The sequence below is a fragment of the Aliiroseovarius marinus genome (assembly GCF_004360145.1).
Classification (GTDB): domain Bacteria; phylum Pseudomonadota; class Alphaproteobacteria; order Rhodobacterales; family Rhodobacteraceae; genus Aliiroseovarius; species Aliiroseovarius marinus.
Window position 1 is genome coordinate 25,779 of sequence record NZ_ML178712.1, and the last position, 20,944, is coordinate 46,722.

20 protein-coding genes and 3 pseudogenes are annotated in these 20,944 nt (G+C 55.5%); 10 read left to right on the top strand and 13 right to left on the bottom strand.

Going from position 1 to position 20,944, the window contains the following annotated elements; genetic code table 11:
* Positions 1-140 precede the first annotated feature (140 nt).
* The 12 genes and pseudogenes from EOL43_RS00110 to EOL43_RS15465 form a co-directional block, all read right to left on the bottom strand.
* Entirely contained in the window at positions 141-1,871 is a 1,731-nt protein-coding gene (locus EOL43_RS00110; RefSeq protein ID WP_166636173.1) for a DUF6538 domain-containing protein, read from the bottom strand.
* 311 nt (positions 1,872-2,182) lie between these two features.
* Positions 2,183-2,263 (bottom strand): annotated as a pseudogene (locus EOL43_RS15455) (IS6 family transposase); the annotation flags it as partial.
* A gap of 118 nt (positions 2,264-2,381) precedes the next feature.
* Entirely contained in the window at positions 2,382-3,524 is a 1,143-nt protein-coding gene (dapE, locus tag EOL43_RS00120) for a succinyl-diaminopimelate desuccinylase (RefSeq protein WP_166636187.1), read from the bottom strand.
* A gap of 107 nt (positions 3,525-3,631) precedes the next feature.
* Positions 3,632-3,799: pseudogene (locus EOL43_RS15460) on the bottom strand (IS5/IS1182 family transposase); the annotation flags it as partial.
* Between the two features lie 215 nt (positions 3,800-4,014).
* On the bottom strand, positions 4,015-4,746 hold the full coding sequence (locus EOL43_RS00125; protein ID WP_133484771.1) for a GNAT family N-acetyltransferase: 732 nt from the start codon (positions 4,744-4,746) through the stop codon (positions 4,015-4,017).
* Positions 4,743-5,876, bottom strand: a complete 1,134-nt coding sequence (gene menC, locus EOL43_RS00130; RefSeq protein ID WP_133484772.1) for an o-succinylbenzoate synthase — start codon at positions 5,874-5,876, stop codon at positions 4,743-4,745. The genes EOL43_RS00125 and menC overlap by 4 nt, the downstream gene beginning before the upstream one ends.
* Before the next feature lie 45 nt (positions 5,877-5,921).
* Entirely contained in the window at positions 5,922-6,680 is a 759-nt protein-coding gene (locus EOL43_RS00135) for an ABC transporter ATP-binding protein (RefSeq protein WP_133484773.1), read from the bottom strand.
* Entirely contained in the window at positions 6,677-7,411 is a 735-nt protein-coding gene (locus EOL43_RS00140; RefSeq protein WP_133485515.1) for an ABC transporter permease, read from the bottom strand. The genes EOL43_RS00135 and EOL43_RS00140 overlap by 4 nt, the downstream gene beginning before the upstream one ends.
* Positions 7,412-7,413: 2 nt before the next feature.
* Positions 7,414-8,121, bottom strand: coding sequence for an ABC transporter permease (locus tag EOL43_RS00145; protein WP_133484774.1), 708 nt, complete (start codon positions 8,119-8,121; stop codon positions 7,414-7,416).
* Between the two features lie 33 nt (positions 8,122-8,154).
* The gene (locus EOL43_RS00150) at positions 8,155-8,931 is read right to left on the bottom strand and encodes an ABC transporter substrate-binding protein (protein ID WP_133484775.1); all 777 of its coding nucleotides are present in this window, start codon (positions 8,929-8,931) and stop codon (positions 8,155-8,157) included.
* A gap of 31 nt (positions 8,932-8,962) precedes the next feature.
* Positions 8,963-9,919 (bottom strand): MurR/RpiR family transcriptional regulator, encoded by a 957-nt coding sequence (locus EOL43_RS00155; protein WP_133484776.1) that lies wholly within the window; start codon positions 9,917-9,919, stop codon positions 8,963-8,965.
* A 78-nt stretch (positions 9,920-9,997) separates the two neighbouring features.
* Positions 9,998-10,237, bottom strand: a pseudogene (locus EOL43_RS15465) (DDE-type integrase/transposase/recombinase); the annotation flags it as partial.
* A gap of 41 nt (positions 10,238-10,278) precedes the next feature.
* Here EOL43_RS15465 and EOL43_RS00165 point away from each other — a divergent pair.
* From EOL43_RS00165 to EOL43_RS00190, 6 genes are all read left to right on the top strand, one after another.
* Positions 10,279-11,346 (top strand): hypothetical protein, encoded by a 1,068-nt coding sequence (locus EOL43_RS00165; protein WP_133484777.1) that lies wholly within the window; start codon positions 10,279-10,281, stop codon positions 11,344-11,346.
* Between the two features lie 71 nt (positions 11,347-11,417).
* Positions 11,418-11,615, top strand: a complete 198-nt coding sequence (locus EOL43_RS00170; RefSeq protein ID WP_133484778.1) for a helix-turn-helix domain-containing protein — start codon at positions 11,418-11,420, stop codon at positions 11,613-11,615.
* Between the two features lies 1 nt (position 11,616).
* Positions 11,617-12,150 carry a bifunctional DNA primase/polymerase gene (locus tag EOL43_RS00175; protein WP_133484779.1) on the top strand — a complete coding sequence of 178 codons (534 nt, stop codon included), beginning with the start codon at positions 11,617-11,619 and terminating at the stop codon, positions 12,148-12,150.
* Position 12,151: 1 nt separating this feature from the next.
* The gene (locus tag EOL43_RS00180; RefSeq protein WP_133484780.1) at positions 12,152-13,912 is read left to right on the top strand and encodes a hypothetical protein; all 1,761 of its coding nucleotides are present in this window, start codon (positions 12,152-12,154) and stop codon (positions 13,910-13,912) included.
* 449 nt (positions 13,913-14,361) lie between these two features.
* Complete coding sequence (locus EOL43_RS00185) at positions 14,362-15,612, top strand: site-specific integrase (protein ID WP_133484781.1); 1,251 nt, start codon at positions 14,362-14,364, stop codon at positions 15,610-15,612.
* 673 nt (positions 15,613-16,285) lie between these two features.
* A complete protein-coding gene (locus tag EOL43_RS00190; protein WP_133484782.1) occupies positions 16,286-16,537 on the top strand; it encodes a hypothetical protein in 252 nt (83 codons plus the stop codon).
* A 201-nt stretch (positions 16,538-16,738) separates the two neighbouring features.
* Here EOL43_RS00190 and EOL43_RS00195 read toward each other — a convergent pair whose 3' ends face one another.
* The gene (locus tag EOL43_RS00195; protein WP_133484783.1) at positions 16,739-17,296 is read right to left on the bottom strand and encodes a CIA30 family protein; all 558 of its coding nucleotides are present in this window, start codon (positions 17,294-17,296) and stop codon (positions 16,739-16,741) included.
* A gap of 328 nt (positions 17,297-17,624) precedes the next feature.
* Between EOL43_RS00195 and EOL43_RS00200 the strand changes: the two genes are divergently transcribed.
* Genes EOL43_RS00200 through EOL43_RS00215 form a run of 4 tightly spaced genes read left to right on the top strand, consistent with a single transcriptional unit; the run spans position 17,625 to position 20,678 of the window.
* Complete coding sequence (locus EOL43_RS00200; RefSeq protein WP_240686415.1) at positions 17,625-17,999, top strand: thiol-disulfide oxidoreductase DCC family protein; 375 nt, start codon at positions 17,625-17,627, stop codon at positions 17,997-17,999.
* Complete coding sequence (locus EOL43_RS00205; RefSeq protein WP_133484785.1) at positions 17,996-18,448, top strand: TspO/MBR family protein; 453 nt, start codon at positions 17,996-17,998, stop codon at positions 18,446-18,448. Before EOL43_RS00200 ends, EOL43_RS00205 begins: the two co-directional genes overlap by 4 nt.
* A gap of 14 nt (positions 18,449-18,462) precedes the next feature.
* Positions 18,463-19,125 carry an SDR family NAD(P)-dependent oxidoreductase gene (locus EOL43_RS00210; RefSeq protein WP_133484786.1) on the top strand — a complete coding sequence of 221 codons (663 nt, stop codon included), beginning with the start codon at positions 18,463-18,465 and terminating at the stop codon, positions 19,123-19,125.
* A complete protein-coding gene (locus EOL43_RS00215; protein WP_133484787.1) occupies positions 19,119-20,678 on the top strand; it encodes a cryptochrome/photolyase family protein in 1,560 nt (519 codons plus the stop codon). The genes EOL43_RS00210 and EOL43_RS00215 overlap by 7 nt, the downstream gene beginning before the upstream one ends.
* Positions 20,679-20,944: the final 266 nt, after the last annotated feature.

Below are 20,944 nucleotides of genomic sequence, written 5' to 3' on the forward strand. Positions count from 1 at the left end.
TCAGCACGGCGTTGCTCCGAGGCCGTCACCTCAGTTTCCATGCTGCTCTTCTGCAATGGTGGACCCCAATGTTGGATGGTGGTTCCTAATGGTAGCAGGGGCGCTCTCAGTTAGGGCTTCAGGTGTTCTATAGTGCTTTCTTAGGCTGATCTGACCCGTTGATAGCCCTTGATATGCTGTAGCGATAAGCCAGAGTATTCAACCTTACACATGGCTTCGTAAAGGCGGTGCAGAGGGATGTTGCCGTCTCCGTATCTGCCAGCCATTCCCGGCAGTGCGTGTCCGAGCAGGATGTCGTTGATGTCTGGGTTGATCCCCGCATGCCGACAAGCGTCTTTGAAGTTGTGCCGGAAGGAATGGAACGATGTCTTGTCGGTTTTAGTTCCTAGTTTGGCAATATATGCACTGAAGTCCTTGGACGGCTGTCCTGAGTAGTATCCCTTCGCATCGAGCTTGAGGCGTGGGAAAACCCGGTCCTTCCGCGCCCTCCGCTTCTCTTCCACGTAGTCGATGAAACCAAGACGGATTAGCTCAGGGTGAAGCGGCACATTACGCTTCTTACCGCCCTTGATGCGTTGCGTATCGTCGCCTTCACGCAGGCGTAGGAACCATATGCCATTCTCTTCTGCGACATCATCAATCCCAAGCTGGCAAAGTTCGTTCAACCTTGCCCCGGTCCAGAGGCCCAACAGAGGCAACCAATACCAACTCGTCCCACTCATGTCTGTATCGCCGGGTTCTGCCCTGAGCCTCGTTGATCTGCACCCTGAGTAAATGGGACTGCTGAAGATTGCCTGCAGCTGTGCCGTGCTGAACGGGTCCGCCTCACCTCTTGCATTGCCGTTTGTGTCCAACTTCATCGGCCCGAAGATGTCTAAGACCTCCTCGTCCAACTGCTTAGATGCCCATTCCCATGTTGCCTGCAATCTCCCCAGCGCCTTGTTGATTGTACTGACAGAAAGCGTCGGCAGGTCGTACGCTTTTCCCGCCTCAACGGCTTCCATCGCAGACAGCCCTTTTGTCTGCCGACGCTTGTTCCTGTTGCTAGGCAAGCTCATCAACACATTCTTGAACTCCCGCGCGTCAGGCTTTTTGTAACTTAGTATTGGGCGGTCGCCCGCAAGCTCAATGAACAGCTCAGTCCATTGTCGGTAGTCGTCTAGGAGCTTGGGAGACCATTTTCCGGTGCGCTGGGCTTCCTCTTCCCGTTCCGCAAACAACACAGACAATCGCGGCCCTGAGTGGTCTGCAGTTGCGCTCCCCGTTGCGTCAGGTGGTGTTTCTACTATTTGCCCCTGAAAACGCTCACTGATTGCCTCAGCGGCTCTTAGGCTTGCTTCGTGCAATGTACGGACCAGACGAACCCAAGAGGGAGAGTCGGGTGTCAGATTGATGTCGATACCATCCCACGCCAGCACATCTTCTGCTTCCCCATAGAAGAACTCGTCCGCCTCCCCTCGCGCATATTGTCGCCGCGTTTCAGCTGCCAAGTCCTCGTTTAACGCCTGAGCATCATCGAAGGACTTCGCCGCTGTGTAACCTGCAAAGCCAGCGAGGCGGTTTTCCTCATCCTCTTCCAACAAGTGGCGATAATACTCGTCGTGGATTTTCTGCAGCTGCTCTGGAGTTAGCTCTGGTTGCGCTACACTAGCTTGCCTTCTGCGATGTGCAGCAAAACGCCTGTCCACTTCTACGGCGGCAACACGCACCAACCTCAGGGCTTCTTGGTAGTCCTTTGTCTTAAGCGAGAACGTCTCTTCGCTCTTAGGATAGGTTGCTGCGATGTCTCTTGGGATGGCAGCACGGTGGTAGTACGTGGCATTACGACGGTACAATCTGGGGTGTCCGGGCATCTTTTCCAAAGCCGCCACTGTAACACCTCCCTGTAACATCCACGTTCTGAAAGCCCTTAATGACAAGGGATTTCCACAAGATCAACATGTTAAGAGGTTGATGGTGGAGCCTAGCGGGGTCGAACCGCTGACCTCTTGCATGCCATGGGCGAGATTGGTTTGTTGGGCCAGTTGAGGTGAATGGAGGATAGTGAAGGGGAATGAGCCTAATTCGATATTTTGAGAATGTGCGCTGATCTGGGTGAAAGGTTCGATTTGGTCCAGTTTCGTGGGAACTCGTTGTGTTTCGCAGTGGTGACCGGACAGTCACAAAGGACCATTTGAGGGCGGAATCTGACGTACAACATCACCGCTAGGCGGATGATCTCAGGACTGGTTTTGAAATAGCGAAATGGGGAGCATTTGGACATGGCCGGACGCTAGTTCAGCGCCCTGCCCGCCTCAAGTTGGTTTCTTCTGACACTGCCCAATTCCGCTCTGGTATAGTAGACGCGCATTTAAATCTGACAGGACCCGCGCGGGTGCCCGTTAACTGGCAAAATAATCCCGCATCACCCGCGTATAAATCGCCTTGAGCTGGCAAATCTGATCGACATTTATGCGCTCATCAACCTGATGCATCGTTTTGCCGACAAGCCCAAATTCCACCACCGGGCAATGGCTTTTAACAAACCGAGCATCCGACGTCCCACCAGATGTTGACAGTTCAGGGGTGCGGCCGGTTTCAGCTGCGACCGATGTCGCCACCAGATCGGATAGCGCGCCGGGAGGGGTGACAAAGCTCTCGCCTGATGCCTCCACTCGTATATCAACTTCGATCCCCGTTGCCGCCGCCACTCGATCCACCTCCGAGCGCAGCCAGCGGGTCAGGTCTTCTGATGTATGTGCATCATTGAAGCGGATGTTCACTGTCGCACGCGCTTCCGCCGGAATGACATTGGTCGCCGGATTGCCCACATCCATTGTGGTCACTGCCAGTGTCGATGCATCAAAATGATCGGTACCCTCATCCAGCACATACGCATCCAGATCCGCCACCAGCCGCGCCAGCGCGGGCACCGGGTTTTTGGCGCGATGCGGATAGGCCGAATGGCCCTGAATACCACTGGCGGTGAAATAGGCAGTCATCGAACCACGCCGCCCAATTTTTATCATCTCGCCCATCTCGTTTGGGCAGGTGGGTTCACCGACGATGCAATCCGTCATGGTTTCCCCCTGCGCATCCATCCAGTCGAGGATTGCCACGGTGCCGTCAGTGGCGTCCCCTTCTTCGTCGCCTGTAATCGTGATCACCAGTGACGCATCTTCGGGGGCCTCAGCTACGTAATCAATCGCTGCTGCGACCCAGGCGGCCACGCCAGATTTCATGTCCGTTGCGCCCCGCCCCCAGAGTAACCCATCCTTGATCTCGCCGCCAAAGGGATCCACCGTCCACGCTTTTTCATCGCCAACCGGCACCACATCGGTGTGCCCGTTGAAGCCTAGCGTGCGGGCACTTTTTGATCCCCAGCGGGCAAACAGGTTTGACGTGTCACCGCGATTGATGCGCGTGCAGGCAAACCCGGCTTCCGATAACATCTTTTCCAGCAGCACCAGCGCCCCCCCTTCTTCCGGCGTCACGGACGGGCATTGGATCAGGCGTTGGGTCAGAAGGACGGGATCGGTCCCGATTATGCTGACTTTGGACATGGTGCTCTCCTTTTTCTCATCCCTTACAGGGTTAAGCAGAAAATAAAAACCGAGCGAGGGAGGCTGTGGGGAATATGTGTCACCTTTGAGGATTGCGGCATTTCATTCAACGCCGCCCGTGCGCCGATATAGTCACTGTGCTGACTTGCCGTCAGGACCATCCGCAAAGGGCGATCCAGGGCATCCGTGACGGCATGCAACTTCGAGTTCATGCCGCCCTTCGTTCGGCCAATCAGGCGATCACGCCCCCCTTTTTCAACCTACCACTCAGCCCAGATCGCCTCAGGCCACTTGTGTCGCGCTCAAAGGCCGGAAACATGACCGCTCCCCGAAACGATCGCCATCAGCTTGAATTAACCCTTGCGCACACGGAGCCGTCCACACATGACACTACCGTTTCAAGAGGTAGGCAGAATGTGTAGCATCGAATGTAGCACCTGAATTCTTATCTTGGGGCGAAATGCGCTGCTCCTCAGGATTTGGACAAGAGGTAACAGCAGGTCTCGGCATCGAAGCCGGAAATCCGGTAGCCCTCGGCAAATGCCGAGGTCAGTTCTTCCCGCACACGGAGCCGTTCGGAGATGGCCAAGTCCAGATTAGAGGCAAGAAGCTCATCCAGATCCCGAGGAATTTCAACTGTAAGGGACTCGTCCCTCAGAAGGGATTGAGGCAAATCCATTCTCGTTGCCAGAGCTTCCACATGCGGAGAGTTTAGATCCCAGTCAATGACCAGACGATCTGATGGGACTCCGGCATTGATACCCACCATCTGACCATAATAATCCATGTGATAGGTGTTTGCGGTTCCGCCAAGACGGGAGACGTTCAGCCCCGCATTGATTCGGCGCAATGGGTCGTAAGTCCAGCGTACATGGGTAATACCGCGATCCAGACACCAGTTTCTCTGATACCATTTCAGTTTCACTCCCAAGCCCATGCCACGGCTGTCTGGATGGACGGCCAGCCGGTGCGAATGCTGGACATGGCATTGGCTGGTGGGGAAACCGAACAGGAAACCAAGCATCCGGTCATCAATGAACGCTCCCGCCACAAGGCCGCCTTCATGCTGGATTGCCAACAAGATGTCAGAATTGTCGGGGGGATCATCCTTGCCCCAGATCTCTTTCTGGAACAACTCTGCATTCTTGAGTTCCGCCACACCGTTCAGTTCGCGTAGCACCAGCCCCGTGTTCCGAATGTTCATGCTCTGATTTCCTCATGATGATCGATGACAGAGGCGAGGTAATCATGATCCAGCGTTACCCCGATGCCCGGCCCGTTTGCGGGGACGGGCATTTCGCCATTTGATGCTTCGAGTGCTTCATTGATGATGTCCCTTTCGAAATAGCGGCTGGCGCTGGATGTGTCGCCGGGTTTGGTGAAGTTGGCGAGCGTTGCCAAGTGGATGTTGTGTGCTCTCCCGATGCCGCTTTCCAGCATGCCGCCACACCAGACCGGTGCATCAAAGGCGGCGCTGGTGTCGTGGATGGCGCGGGCCGCTGCAAAGCCGCCGACACGGCCGACCTTGATGTTGATGACCCGGGCCGCGCCGATCTCCAGCGCCTTGCGTGCGTCAATGGCACTGCGGATGCTCTCGTCAAGGCAGATTGCGGTTTTCAGCGCCGCCTGCACCTTGGCATGATCGTGAATGTCATCAAAGGCCAGAGGCTGCTCGATATAGTCGAGATCAAACTCATCCAGCGCCTGCAACACTGGGAGATCAGCCAATCCGTAATCTGTGTTGGCGTCCACCGTCAGCTTGATGTCGGGGAACTGAGAGCGAACAGCCTCGACGATCTTGACGTCATGGCCCTGTGCGATTTTCAGCTTGGTGCGCTTGTAGCCCTGTGCCAGCGCATCGGCGACCCGTTCCAGCGTAGTGTCGATCGGAGCGATGCCAAGGCTCACCCCCACATCCACATGGTTCCCGGCGCCACCGAGCGCGGCTTTCAGCGGAATGCCGAGGCTCTTGGACCAGAGATCCCAGAACGCCATCTCGACCACCGCTTTAGCCATGCGGTTGCCGCGCCAGGGCGACAGGAGGGGTTGGAGCTCGTAGGGTGAGTCAAAGCGCTTTCCTACGATCTGGGGCAGGAGCACGTCGCGTAAAAACGCCATGGCACCGGGAATAGTTTCCTCCAGATAGTCAGGGGTGGGATCCATCACCGCCTCGGCCACGCCTTCTATCCCTTCGCCCTTGAGCACAAGCAGCGGAAAGGTTTTTGCGGTCATGGTGCCGGTTGAAATCACGAAAGGGGTCAGCAGCGGAAGGCTGACTATGCGCAACTCGGCGCTTTCGATGCGGATGCCGGGGTGCAGAAACCCGGTGGTCATATTCAAGTCATTGGGCATTTCAGAGAACCTGATTGAGGGCAAAGCTCACATCACCTTGGCAATGAAGCGGCGGAATTCGTCTGTTTTCGGATTGGTGAACATCTCGTCCGGCGGTCCCTGTTCGGCAACACGGCCTTCATGCAGGAAAACAACTTCGGACGAGACCTCGCGGGCAAAACCCATCTCGTGGGTGACGACAATCATCGTGCGACCCTCGGCGGCAAGATCCTGCATCACCTTCAACACCTCTCCCACCAGTTCGGGGTCAAGTGCCGATGTGGGTTCGTCAAAGAGGATCGCGTCCGGCTCCATCGCCAGCGCCCGGGCAATGGCCACGCGCTGCTGCTGGCCACCGGAAAGCTGTGAGGGATACATCTGCATCCGCTCCGCAAGCCCGACGCGATTGAGCAGAGCCTCGGCGCGGTCGCGCGCTTCTGCCTTGCTTTCGCGTTTGACCTGGATCGGGCCTTCCATCACGTTTTCCAGAGCGGTGCGGTGGGTCCAGAGGTTGAACTGCTGGAACACCATACCCAGCCGGGCACGGATCTCTTCGATATGCCGTACATTCTGCGGCTTGCCGTTTTTCACCAGGATCTCTTCGCCGTGAACGGTCACCTTGCCCGAGGTAGGGGTTTCGAGAAAGTTCAGGCAGCGTAGAAAGGTCGATTTACCCGAGCCGGACGATCCCAGGATCGAAATCACGTCATGGTTTTTCGCTTCGAGCGAAATGCCTTTCAACACTTCGACATGGCCGAAGGATTTGTGGATGTCTTCGGCTTTCAGAATGATGTCCGGCTGTGTCATGCACGGGTCTCCTTTAGGGATTGGGCGGTGCTTTGGGCCTTGTACGGGGCGTAGATATGGCGGCTGAGGCGGCGTTCGGCTTGCCGCCAGAGCAGGACAAAGATCGCGGTGATGCAGAGATAGATCAGCGCCGCCCAAAGATAGACGGAGAAGTCGAAAGTCTTGGAAAAGACCTGCCGCGTTCGACCCATCACGTCAAAGACGGTGACCACGCTGGCCAATGCGCTGGCCTTCATCAAAAGGATCACCTCGTTGCCGAGTGCGGGCCATGCGATGCGGTAGGCATGTGGGAACACAACCCGGTAGAGGGATTTGATCCGGCTCATGCCGATTGCCTTTGCGGCTTCGATCTCACCCCGCGGGACCCCCATGATACCCCCGCGAAGGATCTCGGTCTGATAGGCGGTGGAGTTGAGGGCGAAGGCCAGAAGGGCGCAGTTGAACGGATCGCGGAAAAAACTCCATAGCCCCCAATCCTGAAGGAAGGGCCGGAACTGCCCCGATCCGTAGAAGATCAGAAAGAGCTGGGCGAGGATCGGTGTACCCCGCATGAACGAGACATAAAGGCGGAGAGGAGCCTGCGCCATGGGTGAGGCATGCACCCGGATCAGCGCAAAACCTGGTGACACCAGCGCAGCGATCAGCGCGCCCAGAACGGTGAGCTGAAGGGTCATCAGCAGGCCGTCGAACAAGCGCGGCCAGTATTGGATGAGGATTTCTACGGGATTCATTTTCAAGCCCTCAGGATGCCGCGGTTGGCGCGGTGTTCCATCTTCGCCAGTACCAATTCCGACAGAACGCACATCGCCCAGTAGATCAGGCAGGCCAGCAGATAGAAGGTGAAGGGTTGTTTGGTAACGCCCACGGCGACCTTGGTCATGCGCATAAGGTCATCCAGCGCAATGACCGACACCAATGCCGTGTCTTTGAGCATATTGATCCAGAGATTGCCCAATCCCGGCAAGGCAAAGCGCCAGAGCTGCGGCAACTGAATACGCAGGAAGATCTGGCGATCCGTCATGCCGATGGCCCGTCCGGACTCGACCTGACCATTGTCGAGCGACTGGAACGCGCCACGCAGCACTTCGCCCGCAAATGCGCCGAACACCATGCCAAGGGCCACGACCCCCGCTGCAAAGGGGCTGAAATCGGTGGGTGGGGCGTCTGGTGCCCACCAGCGCAGCACCGCATTCATGAGAAGGCCAACGCCGTTATAGACCACAAAGAGGGTCAGGATCTCGGGTAGGCCTCGCATGATCGTGGTATAGCCAAACCCCAATGAGCGCAGCGGCAGAAATTTCGACATGGAGGCGAAAGTCGCCAGAAAGCCGAGGAGCAACCCGACGGGCAGGGTGACGATCGCCAGTTGCACCGTGATCGCCAGCCCGCGCAGGATTTCGTCCCCCCAGCCGGCATCGCCATATGAAAGCAGTTCAAACATAGATTTCCTTTTCAGGCCGGAGGGACGTTTTTGTTACTTCATCGTATAGACGTCGATCTCGAAATACTTGTCGTTGATGGCTTTATAGGTGCCGTCGGCGCGGATCTCAGCCAGCGCAGCGTTCAGCTTTTCGCGCAGTTCGTCATCCTCCTGACGCACGGCAATGCCCACACCTTCGCCAACAAAGGCCGGATCGGTGATCGGCTCACCTGCCAACTCACAGCAGCTTCCGTCGTCGGATTTGGTGGTCCAGTCGAGCATCGGCAGCATGTCGCCCACCTGCAGGTCGATACGACCCGAGGCCATGTCGAGGTTCACTTCATCTTGTGTCGGATAGAGGCGGATGTCGGCATCCGGATAGGTTGCCTCGATGAAATCGGCCTGGGTGGTGCCGGATTGTGCACCGATCACCATGCCGGACAGTGCCTCATTGGTGAACTCGGTGATGTCCGAACCTTTCGGCACGACATGGGTCATGGCGGCCAGATAGTAGGGATCGGTGAAATCCACCCGTTTCTTGCGCTCTTCGGTGATAAACATCGAAGCGATGATGAAGTCATATTTGTTGGCCAGAAGACCGGGAATGATCCCATCCCAGTCCTGAGCGACAAGGTCACATTCCTCTCCGATGCGCTTGCACAGCTCCAGGCCGATCTCAACGTCGAAACCGGCAATCTTGCCGTCTGCTTCGATATAGTTGAACGGTGGGTACGCACCTTCGGTGCCAAGGCGCAGACTGCCTGCGGTTGCGGTCGAGGCAACCAGCGCGGTTGCGGTTGCGATGAAGGCAAGCTTGCTCTTCAATGTCATGGGGTATCCTCCTGTTTCTCCCAATGTTTCATCACTTTTCGATTTGACTAATCGGATCGCCCACATGACCTGTGAAACGTCCGTATAGCTTGGCGATCCGGCTCAGGCGGTCTTCGACGGGTTGACCCAATTCCATGAACACGCCGTTGATGATCAAATTGCACAGGCTGGCCATCTGCGCTGTAGAATCCCAGAACTGGTTGAACTGGGTAGGAACGGCAAAGACCTCATCGGCAACATCGCGTCCCCAGTCACAGAAAACATCGGTGATCAAGGTCACCGGAATGCCTGCCTCCTGAGCCTCTCGGGCCAGCACCTTTGCCATTCGCGAGTATCGACGCGCTTCGAAGATCACCAGACAGGCATCCTGATCCGAAGCCAGAGCCTCGGCAAAATTCCCACCCGCAAGATCAACCAAAGTGACCCGGTCGCGCAGATACTGCATTTGGTTGGCAAAATATTGGGCGATTCCGCGTTCGGTCTGAAACCCCGCCACGCAGACATGTTGTTTCATGGCCAGACGTTTCACGACTTCTTGCCATTCAGGCGTCCGGGCATATTCATAGATCCGAACCACCGCCGCGATTTCCAACTCCATGCCGCGGGTCAGGTGTGTCTCATCATCACGTGCATTTTTTTGTAGCTCGTTCAACCGGTCACTGACCAGCCAGGGATGTCCACCAAGATCGCCTTTCAGGTTTTCCTTGAGATCCTTGAAGCTTGTAAATCCGTTGGAACGGCAAAACCGTCCGACCGTGGCTTCGCTCACACCAACCTTGTCTGCGAGACTGGCAGCGGTCTCGAACGGAACCTCCTCCAGTGCACTCAGCATATAATTCGCAATCGCCTTGTCAGCCTTGGAGCCATTCTGGAGGGCTTTAGTGAGTGTGGAGCGGACTGGTGTGGACAATTCGGCAATCTTTGCGGTGGTTGATGAAACTGTTGCGCAAAGCTGCAAGATAACTTGCAATAAGTCAACAGAATACATAAAGCTGTCATTTCATTTGCTGGAGTGCGCTATCAGACCAATTCGAGCCAGTCTCACCCAGGCCAGCATGACTGCCCTTTATATCGCGCAGAGCCCGCGCCACTTGGAAAGATCAGCGGCGCGGTCAAGCTTGATATGGTTCCGTTTCGAAAGACTGCAATCATGGTTAAAGTGGTTGAAGACGGAGGAGTGGACGGAGACAAATTTCTGCAAACTTCGCATTCGTCGAAAGCGTGACATCGCTATTTCTCGTCGCCGGAATGGAAGATGTGAGTTCTTAATTCGGTTGTTCAGAAAGCGACCAGAATTCTGTTTCTCCGACTTTTCAGCCCGGATCAAGATCACACAATACTGACCTTTTGCTTGGCGTCTATGAAGCTCCGGCCACTTCTCAAGAACTCAGCGACCGCACAGAAATACTCATAGAGATTTCTGGGGCCATTTTCGAGGTAACCAGCTACCTCTTGAGGGCATTGTCACCCCTCGAACATGAAATCTTTGGTCATTTCGATGTCATTTCTCGAAAGCACTTAAGACGGGCGGAAAAATCGAACTGGGCTACCGAAGTGGCGAAATCGCCTACACTGCCTACATCGCCTACACTGCCGTTTCGGCTATTTGGCTTGGGCGGATCGCAGCTTCGATGCAAAGATGCAGACATGGAGGTGCCGATGTCGGACGCAGAAGAAGAAATGCCAGATTGGTTGAAAGCCATTCCTCCGCAAACCGATGATGAAACTTGGGCGCAAATTGAGAGGCGCTTCTACGATCTTCTCGACACACTCAATCAAGCCAAACTTGAGACCAAGGTGCAGGCCATTTCCCCACGTCTAGGGAACTCTAGCAAAGATCTGAGGGTATATTGGGAAGATCCTGAAGTGGGAACCAAGGTTCGTTCATGGCTTCAAATCCCATATGACCCAGATCGAGACGAAGAGCTCCTCTTCTTCAAATGGAAAACGGCCCTCCACTTGGCCACCAAGTTGAAACCGAAGATAAAAGCACGCGAACTGAGCGTTTCATTTCTCGCGGAATGGGGTGCGTTTTCCGACCACGCCGGTGTGATTGAGCATGAATTCCTGCGCAACTCACCTAAGTTTCAGTACCTCAAAGGGGCCGAGGCACAGAGCCGCGAGCAACATAAACGTTGGTACGCGAAAGTATTTGTCGCTCTTAAAAATCCAGGTGATAGGCGGGCGGACACTGACAGCAAAGTTATCGACTTCATACTAGAAATCTTGAGGAATGGGTTTTTTCCTTCCAAGCATCATCAGCGTGACTGGTTTCGAGAACTCCTGTCAGAAGACGAGATCCAAATGAGGGCATCGTTTCGGCAAAACAAACTCTCAGAAGTAAAAATTCGCGATCTGGCAGTCACTGATGACAACACCTTGCCGCCAACTGACCGGACCTCTTACCACCTCTAGGGGGTAAGAAGTCATACACTCTGCAAGCTGCAAGTCTCCGTTCAGAACTTTAGTCTGAATAGGAGGCCAGTATGGCACATTCACATGAACCGGTAGCAGAAGGCTACCTCACCATCCCCAAAGCAGCAGACCGCTTGGGCATTCCCACCTCTACCCTTCGGCGCGCGGTAAACAAAGGGCTCGTCCCTTTCCACCGCCCCTTTAGCCAACGTATCCGCGTGCGCCTTACCGAGGTCGTCGCGGCAATCGAAGCAAAGGGGGAGAAGTAAAATGGAACACGGAATCTTCTCCCAATGGGCACCCAAATATCAAGCTGCGGGTTTTGAACCTCGCCCTATCAAGCCCGGAACCAAGGCCTGCAAACTGACAGGTTGGAACAAGCCTGACACGGCATTGCCCAATGACATCTACACCCGTTGGATCGACACCAATGGCGACCATGGGATTGGTCTCCGCCTTGGCACGCCGATGCCGGACAACACTGTCCTTGGGACTCTCGATATTGATGTAGACCGCTTTGACGAGGTGGCGCGGAGCATGCTCGACGGTCCGATCTGTGGTCGGTATGGGAGCAAGGGCGCCGCATATTTTGTGCGCGTTCGTGGAGCTGGAAATACCTCGAAATGGGTGTTCAATGTCCGCGAAGTCGGAGGGGATACAACCCACATCGGCGAGCTTCTCTGCACGGGCTCTCTGATTGTGATTCCTCCCACGATCCATCCTGATATCCAGTGCCCCTATCGCTGGATCGGCAAGCCGCTCCTTGAGGTGAATCCGCACGACCTGCCGATTGTGGAGGTTTGATATGGCGCATGTATCTCCATTGAAACTGCTCAAGGTAGTGTTCGAAAGCCATCATGCCCTTAGTCTGACCGAAGGTTCCCCCACACACGATTCCGGTTTGGGGCTCATTAACGAGATCCTGCCTATTACCCAAGATGAGGATCGAATCCGTGACCTGATCAAGAGCCTTCTTCCCAAGGATTACCGAGGCAATCTGCTGAAAGAAGTGCCGGAGATGGTTCAGAGCGGGATCCGGAAAGGTCTTCACCACCCAAAAGGCGTTGACGGGAACGACGATCGCAAACAATCTGAGGTCATTCTCGAGGCGGTAGCAGAATGCGGCGGGGAGTTTTTTAACTCCCCGCAGTTCATTCCACATATCCGTATGCCGGGCAAACACGGCGGGAAGGAAGTCCATCCTGTTCGTAGCACCTACACGAAAGAACTGATGCGTCGTTTGTACTATGAGAAAACCGGCAAACCCCCGGGGAATATGGCCGTGCGCGAGGCTCAGGACCAGTTGGAGGCCAACGCACGGTACAACGCGCCCGTTGAAGAGGTGCATATCAGGATCGCCAACTACCATGGTGGGGTCATCATTGACCTCGGTGACGAGACCAATCGGGCCATCCAGATCACACGCCACGGCTGGAAGGAGGTCGACGAGTCCCCGGTGAACTTTGTTCGGCCGCACGGGGCAGTAAAACCCTTGCCCTTTCCTGAACGTGGTTTCGACCCCGACGAGCTCCGGAAACTGCTTGGCATGAGCATGCCAAACTTCATCCTCTTGATTGCCTTTTGCATTAACGCGCTGAACCCCGACGGGCCATTCTTCGTACTGCAAATCCATGGGGAGCAAGGTGCCGGAAAAACCATCATTGCAAAGATCATCAAGGACCTGATTGATCGCAATGTCGCCGATAAGCTCCGCATGCCGAAATCTGAACAGGATTTGGTTTTGCAAGCCCAAGGGCAATGGCTGCTCAACTACGAAAATGCCTCCTATGTCTCAAACGACATGTCCGACTCGCTTTGCACGATGGCAACAGGTGGCGCCTTCGCGACGCGCAAACTCTACACCGATAATGAGATGATCATCTTGGCTTTTAAACGGCCGGTCATGATGAATGGGATTGGCAATTTCGCCACCCGACCGGATCTGCTGGAACGGTCGATCTTTCTAAATCTCACCGCAATCCAGAAAGGGAAACGCAAGACCGAGCGCGAACTCTACGCCGAACTGGACAAGCTGATGCCCAAGTTCCTGGGGTACCTTCTTGACTGTGTGACCTGCGCTTTGGCCAACCTCGATGAGGTCGAACCGCCCCGCTCTATTCGCATGGCGGATGCGGCCCACTGGTTGGTTGCGGCGGAACCGGCAACTGGCTTCCCCGAGGGCTCTATTTTGGACGCGCTGGAGATGATCCAACGCGAGATCCTTGCGCAGAGCGCTATGGATGACACCCTTACGGTGGCGCTCATGGAGCTCCTGCTGAATGAAGCGGGGTATGCGTATGAGGGGCGGTATGGCCAACTTCATGAAGAGCTCGTGGCTAACAGTCGCCGGTTTGGGAGGGGCCTGCCAGCCTCGCCCTCCGCCCTCTCTAGCAAACTCAAGCGCATGCAGCCTGGTTACCGCCAGATTGGCCTTGAGGTCGAAGAAGGTATGCGGTCCAGCAGCGGCCAGACGGTGATCTTGCGGTTGACCGATGAAGGCGTCGCCTTGGCCCGGGAGGTCGCGGCTCAGGACAATGGTGACGGCAATGGTCATGGCCAGTTCTGAGACCCGCTGCAAGTGTAGGCAGTGTAGGCAGTGTAGGCGTTCCCAAACCTTTAAATTGGAGAGGGAGGGAGACGGCGCCCTCCCGCACATCACCTCGGTGCCCCCGCTGGCGGCTGCACGCGGGGCACCACACATCCAGGGTAGGACGACGCCTACACCGCCTACAGGGCCTACACTTGGCCCCTCCCCAGCCTCTTACGCCCCCACCCAGCGAGACAGGTGGTCAGGTGGTCAGCGCCCTGTGCGGCGTCCAATCCCCACACGCTCTCACCCCCGCCCCGTCGGGCCCCGCCACACCTCGGTCTGCAAGACCACCTCCGTGACCACCTCCACCCTCTGGACCACCTCGGAGGTGGTCTGGGGCCCTCCTATTCTGTGTCACCGCGCAAAATTGTGCGTGAGTTCACCCTGTGTTTTTCTTGGGCTTTTTTCTTTCAAGGAGGGAGCCCATGACTAAGTTCAATCCAACAATTGGCCGGTGGACCCGGCGCCGTTGCAATGCCGCAGGCAAGCGGGTCACCGACAAAAAATGGGTCGTCAATTATCGCTGCCCCGAGACCGGGCGCAAACGGCGCATCTCGTTCCCCACCAAGGCCAAGGCCGAAGCCTATCGAGATGCGCTGGTCGCCGAAGTCTCGGGTGAACGCTACTTCAATCCCAATACCAACCCGAGCGTTGCCGAGGTTGTTGAGCATTGGGCTGAAACCAAGCGCGGCACGGTAAAGCCGCAGACTATCGCGGGCTACCGGCCCCTGCTCAAGATCATCGTGGGACCGCTGCTGCAGGGCAGCCCGCAAGAACGGGTGCACTATGCGCTGACCGGCGAGAAGCCAAAGCACGACACCAAGCTCTTGGAGATGCTGGGCCCCTACAAGGTCAGCGCGCTCACCACCGCGCAACTGCGCCGCTGGCACAGCCTTGTGCGCGCGGAAGTGGGCGCTCATACCGCCAACCGGGTCATGTCGATGCTCAAGGGCATCTTGGCCTTGGCCGAGGAAGACTTCGGGGTGCGCGTCTGTTCGATGCCTACCAACCTGGCCAAACGGAAGGCCAAGCCCAAGAAAGAGATCCTGTCGCCCGAGGAGGTGGCAAAGCTCCTGGCCCACGCACAGGCGGACAAGGACCGTGGCATCTTCTATGCCTTCCCCTTCCTCACCGGCGTGCGTGTCTCCGAGCAACTGGGGCTCCTGTGGGAGGACATCGATCTCGACCGCAACACAATCACCATCCGGCGGGTGCAGGAGCGCGATGGCTCCACTACCGACCAGACCAAGACGGAGGCGGGTGAGCGCGAGATCCCGATCTCGCCAATGCTGCGGACCATGCTCTTGGAATGGCGCGTCACCTGCCCGCGTCTGGAGGGCAAGCTCCATCGCGTGTTCCCAGGACCCGGTGTCGCTCAGCAATGGCCCCTGCCCCGCCAGGCTGGCGGAGGGCCAGTGCTCTATTCCAACTTCCTCAAGCGCTACTGGCGCCCCGCCTTCAAAGCCGCAGGGTTGCGCTATGTGACCCACCATTCGGCGCGTCACAGCTTTGTCAGCACCCTGCAGGCGCAAGGGGTTGAGGTGGGACTGGTGGCCAAGCTCGCAGGCCACGCGAACCCAACGGTTACATTGGGACACTACACCCAAGCGGTGCGCGGTGGAGCGGAGGCGCTGGCCGTCCTAGACCGCGCCTATCAGGTCGAAAGCGGGTCCTGACGGAGGGTGGTCGGGGAGGCCCTTGGGAGCCGCCCGGGTGGGTGGATAGCTGGCTCATGTCACAGGGCGCTCCGTGGCCACTCCCGTGGGTGGGAGATAGGATCCAGTGTGGCCCATATTTTGCTCTGGCATGCACGAGCAATCGAGCGGGAACCGGACCTTCGCTGCGCTTTACACTTGAGTCTGCTATGCGAAAAAATCTGCCTTTCGTGTTTGCAGGATCAGTGGCAATTTCTAGCATTTTCTGTCGCCGTCAGCTCACCATTCCGCCGGGTAATTCAGAAACCGAGCGCTCGCCATAGAGGGAAAAAAAAGAATAATTTCCGCAGACCACGCACGAGCATTTCTGGCTAGCCTCCCAAAGCGACGCTAGCTGTAGCGAGAGGTCGCTAAAATACCGCGCCTCCCATTCAAAACAAAGACGTTTTTTGACGCAGTAACAAACGTCTCTGGAATGCAGAACATAGTTGAAGCGGTGACACTTGAGTTGTCTGTGTCGGGCCCAGACAGACACCTTAGACAATGTAATAATCTTGGGACCGGTATGCGTGATTCAAACTCTAGTGCACCAACTCAAACGAGTTAAACCTTTTAAGTTCAAATGTAGAAAGGGTTGTCCAAATGATCCAAAGCACTGAGTCTCGCGTATTTTAGTTATAGGAGGAGAGAAACAATGACTATAACTGCTTTCATCAAAGGTTCGTGGGATGCCGTAATGGACGAGTCACAGAACCCCTTAAGAAACTACTCGTTGCCTACTGCTCACATGCTAATGCAAGTGCTGGCTTGGATGTGGAGTGCGGTGTTTTCTATTTCGGTTGGCAGCTATTTCGTGTTTGGTGTTACAGCCATAGGGCATGTACTTTTGATCGCGGGTGTTTTCATCACGCTCATGGTATTCCGTAAGGCTGATTCACAAAACTGATTTGGTTGGGGTGCCTGTCCCAAACTCTTCTGCTCAAAAACTGCGCCACTTCGTCGGTGTAAGTAGAAAGCGAGGTTTGGGTATGAATCGAACCTCAAGTAAGGAAAATCATAGCGGGCGCATCAAGGCCGGGTAAGAACAACTACGGCCAGTATTCAATTTGGGTGTGATCAGGCGAAACTGGAAAAGCGGAATTGACGATCAATAGAAGCCTATTTCCTGAACGTCGACTTGGGCTTGGTGGTCCCGACCGTAGGCCACGACTCCTAGTGACTTGATCGAACCTGCGCGCGGTTCCGATCTGAGCATCCGGCCGGATGCCTTGAAGGCAGAGAATGGTATGCGCACTTCCGTCCACTGTGACGTGACTTCGAAGCTTGCTTGGTAAAACTGCCACGGCAGCACCGTTCCGCCAGTGCGAAGGTGTATGAAATATGTTTGGTCGTTCCCGCGCGTGACAAGCCTTACACCCTTTGTATCGTCTGAAAGCTTCGCGTCGAGTTCTGTTCGGAACTGAATAAAGCCACCACGATTTTCAGTACTGACATTTCCTGTCAGACGCGCATACCCAGCGCCGTTTTCCTTCTCGAAGCGGACCTGGCCTGTTGAGACGCCACCCATAACAGTGTCGGCCAAGAACTCCCAACGGCTTTGGGGGTCATTGTCGAAAGTTTCCAGCATTTCTTGTTCTCCGAAGGCAGTTGTGGCGAAACAACATAATGAAAGGCAAAGGCCCAAAGCCGCTGCAAGTGTCTTCATTTGCCTTCATCCTGTATCAATTGCGCTACAATAGACCTGTGTTTGGGCGGTCAATGTTTCAAGGATCTTTCCACGACAGCGCTCGACTGCTTCTAAACCACTTTGGAAAAGGTCTTCCGCAAATTCTAGTTGTTCGAACCTCAAGTGGTCCAAAGGCACCTTTGAGCCGTATTAAGGAAATAGGAGGCGCCGAAATGATCAGATTAGCACTGTTGTTCGCATTCGCTTTGGCTGCATTTGGCGAGCAACGACTTGCATTGCGCGCGTCCCCGGAGCCCATCGGAGGTCTTCTGATTTGAGATCTACGTGCAACGTAACACCCTCGAAGTTGATCCTTTACTACGACGGATCCTGTCCACTATGTGCGTCGGAAATCGGATACTACAAACGGGCCGATCGCGATCAGGCCTTGGATTTCATCGACGTTTCATCAGATCAATTTTCAGGGGATGACAGGATTAATCGAACCGACGCAATGGCACGGTTCCATGTTCGTTTGGCAGACGGTCGGCAAGTGTCAGGCGCGCGGGCGTTCGTTGAGGTTTGGCGACTTATTCCAAGCTGGCGCTGGCTGGCAAAGCTGGCAAGTTTTCCGGGCGCTGTGCGCGTTCTGGAAGTGCTATACCGTCTGTTCTTAAAAGCTCGCCCCATAATCGTATGGGGCTTTAGCAAATTACAAAAAGTAACGGGCAGGACCTCATGAAAAACTTCGTTTCGTTTCTTCTTTTCCTGCTTTTGGTCATGGGAGGTGGCATCGTTATTGGCACGCTCACCGCGCCGGGCGAATGGTATCAGAACTTGCAAAAACCCTTCTTCAATCCACCGAACTGGGTTTTTGGTCCAGTTTGGACGGTGTTATATCTGGCAATCGCCTACGTTGGCTGGCGCGTATGGCAGCATGAACATCAGTCTGCTTTGCAGCGCCTATGGATCAAGCAGTTGGTCTTGAACTTCTCGTGGTCGCCGGTGTTTTTTGCCGCTCAGATGCCCGCGCTGGCGCTCGTCATTCTTCTTTGTCTGCTAGTGACCGTTGCGGGCTTCATTCGAGCCACATGGCATCCTGACCGTCTGTCGGCTCTGCTTTTTATCCCCTACCTCGCTTGGGTAGGATTTGCGTCGGCCTTGAATGCCGCGATCGTCTATCTGAACTGAAAAGGAGGCTGGCCTTGGAACGACACGCACTGGTCATAGGCGCCTCGGGCGGCATCGGACAGGCCTTGGCAGATGCGCTGAAGGCGAAGGGAACGCAAGTGACATGCCTCTCTCGCTCGCGGGATGGTCTGGACATTACCAACGAAGATGCTGTGTCTACGGCCCTCGGGGGCCTTCAGCCACAGTTCGACAGGATCATCGTAGCAACCGGCATCTTGTCCAGCGAAAAAGGACCGGAAAAATCGCTGCTGGCGTTGTCCGCAGTTGAGATGGAAAATCTGTTCGCGGTGAACACGATTGGTCCTGCTTTGGTTCTGAAACATGCCAAGCGCTTGTTGCCCAAAGATAAGAGAACTGTTTTTGCGGCACTCTCGGCGCGTGTTGGTTCGATCGGGGACAACGGCCTTGGCGGTTGGTATTCCTACCGCGCCTCAAAAGCTGCCCTCAACCAAGTGATCAGAACGGCTTCCATTGAATTGAAGCGCACGCATAAGCACCTGATTTGCGCCGCCTTGCACCCCGGCACTGTTGCGACGGAGTTCACACGGAACTACCCTCAGCACAAGACGGTTCCCCCACAAGAAGCGGCGTGCAACCTGCTGAATGTCATCGACAACCTTTCGCCTGACGACAGCGGACAGTTTTTCGACTGGGCCGGGAAAAGGGTTCCATGGTGAGCGCGCCTTCTGAACCGAGTACCACCAGCGACCGTCCACGTATCGTTCTGATCCTAGGGGATCAGCTTTCACCCGACATGCACGCATTACGGAACGCAAACCCGGATAAAGACATCGTTCTGATGGCAGAGGTTCTCGATGAAGCCACCTATGTCCCGCACCACAAAAAGAAAATTGCGTTCATATTCTCGGCTATGCGCCACTTTGCCCGGGAACTAAGGACAGCCGGGTGGCAAGTCAGTTATACGCGCCTGACCGATCCTGAAAACACCGGATCGCTGCGTGGCGAGGTTCAGCGTGCAGTCACCCAGCACCGCGCCGAGGCTGTAGTCGTGACCGAACCGGGCGAGTATCGGTTGAAGGCCGACATGCAGGCCTGGCCTGATGAACTGGGCGTGGGCCTTCAGTATTTGGAAGACACTCGATTCCTGGCCAGCCATGCAGAATTTCAACTCTGGGCTAAGGGGCGCAATCAACTTCGAATGGAGTTTTTCTATCGCGAGATGCGTCGGAAGACCGGCTTGCTAATGCAGGACGATCAGCCCGAGGGCGGCAGGTGGAACTACGACGCAGAGAACCGCAAACCCGCCAAGCGCGACCTGTTCATGCCCCAGCCGTTTCAGATCAGTCCGGACGCCATTACAAACGAGGTCCTTGACTTAGTCGAGGCCGACTTTGCCGGCAATTTCGGAACGCTTCGCCCGTTCTGGTACGCCGTCACACGGGACGACGCGATTGATGCTCTCAGCCATTTCATAGAACACTCTCTGCCCCACTTCGGGGACTATCAGGATGCGATGTTGGACGGAGAACCATTTCTGTATCACGCGGTTCTATCGCTTTATATCAATGTAGGCCTGCTAGACCCGATAGAAGTCTGCCGCCGCGCCGAAAAGGCGTATCTTGATGGCGACGCACCACTCAATGCCGCCGAAGGGTTCATCCGGCAAATCATCGGCTGGCGCGAATTCGTTCGCGGTATCTATTGGTTGAAGATGCCCGGTTATACCAACGAGAACTTCTTCTCTGCAGAGCGCGATTTGCCCGCGTTTTTCTGGACCGGTGATACCGATATGGCCTGTTTGGCGGCAGCAATCGGCCAGACCCGTGACTACGCCTACGCACATCACATCCACCGGTTAATGGTGACCGGGAACTTTGCCATGCTCGCCGGCGTGGATCCAAGACAAGTTCATGAATGGTACCTTTCCGTCTATTTGGACGCCTACGAATGGGTCGAGGCGCCAAACGTGATCGGGATGAGCCAGTTTGCCGATGGAGGTTTGCTTGGATCCAAGCCGTATGCGGCGAGCGGGAATTATATAGATAAGATGTCTGACTACTGTGGCCAGTGTCGATATGATGTGAAGCAGAAAATCGGCGAGTCCGCCTGCCCGTTCAATGCTCTATATTGGGATTTCCTGATCCGAAACCAAGCCAAGTTGCGGTCCAACCCGCGTCTGGGGCATGTCTTTCGGAATTGGGACAGGATGGACGAAGACAAACGATCTGCCTATTTGGCCCATGCCAATACAGTTAAGGAAGCTCTTTAGCCAATCAGCAAAAGCTTGTGCTGGACATAGGGCTTCATCAACCCAAGCGCTTCACGATGTAGGCGACCACATTTCATCATTTGTTGTCCCCAGTTTTAAGCGATGTAGAACCGAACAAAAATTTCGCAATACCCGATTGAACTGAAGATCAATTAACTCAGTTTGAAATCTTCCAACTTGTTTCAGTCCCAGTTTTACATTGCCTGCTTCGATCTGTTCGTCACGTTTCCCACCCAATCGAGTGACACAGGGGTGACACAGGACTG

Excerpts from the sequence above, each read along its gene's own strand:
- EOL43_RS00125 (WP_133484771.1), bottom strand. The coding sequence starts at position 4,746 with ATGAACATTCGGAACACGGGGCTGGTGCTACGCGAACTGAACGGTGTG.
- menC (WP_133484772.1), bottom strand. The coding sequence starts at position 5,876 with ATGACCACCGGGTTTCTGCACCCCGGCATCCGCATCGAAAGCGCCGAG.
- EOL43_RS00135 (WP_133484773.1), bottom strand. The coding sequence starts at position 6,680 with ATGACACAGCCGGACATCATTCTGAAAGCCGAAGACATCCACAAATCC.
- EOL43_RS00140 (WP_133485515.1), bottom strand. The coding sequence starts at position 7,411 with ATGAATCCCGTAGAAATCCTCATCCAATACTGGCCGCGCTTGTTCGAC.
- EOL43_RS00145 (WP_133484774.1), bottom strand. The coding sequence starts at position 8,121 with ATGTTTGAACTGCTTTCATATGGCGATGCCGGCTGGGGGGACGAAATC.
- EOL43_RS00150 (WP_133484775.1), bottom strand. The coding sequence starts at position 8,931 with ATGACATTGAAGAGCAAGCTTGCCTTCATCGCAACCGCAACCGCGCTG.
- EOL43_RS00155 (WP_133484776.1), bottom strand. The coding sequence starts at position 9,919 with ATGTATTCTGTTGACTTATTGCAAGTTATCTTGCAGCTTTGCGCAACA.
- EOL43_RS00170 (WP_133484778.1), top strand. The coding sequence starts at position 11,418 with ATGGCACATTCACATGAACCGGTAGCAGAAGGCTACCTCACCATCCCC.
- EOL43_RS00175 (WP_133484779.1), top strand. The coding sequence starts at position 11,617 with ATGGAACACGGAATCTTCTCCCAATGGGCACCCAAATATCAAGCTGCG.
- EOL43_RS00180 (WP_133484780.1), top strand. The coding sequence starts at position 12,152 with ATGGCGCATGTATCTCCATTGAAACTGCTCAAGGTAGTGTTCGAAAGC.
- EOL43_RS00185 (WP_133484781.1), top strand. The coding sequence starts at position 14,362 with ATGACTAAGTTCAATCCAACAATTGGCCGGTGGACCCGGCGCCGTTGC.
- EOL43_RS00190 (WP_133484782.1), top strand. The coding sequence starts at position 16,286 with ATGACTATAACTGCTTTCATCAAAGGTTCGTGGGATGCCGTAATGGAC.
- EOL43_RS00195 (WP_133484783.1), bottom strand. The coding sequence starts at position 17,296 with ATGAAGACACTTGCAGCGGCTTTGGGCCTTTGCCTTTCATTATGTTGT.
- EOL43_RS00205 (WP_133484785.1), top strand. The coding sequence starts at position 17,996 with ATGAAAAACTTCGTTTCGTTTCTTCTTTTCCTGCTTTTGGTCATGGGA.
- EOL43_RS00215 (WP_133484787.1), top strand. The coding sequence starts at position 19,119 with ATGGTGAGCGCGCCTTCTGAACCGAGTACCACCAGCGACCGTCCACGT.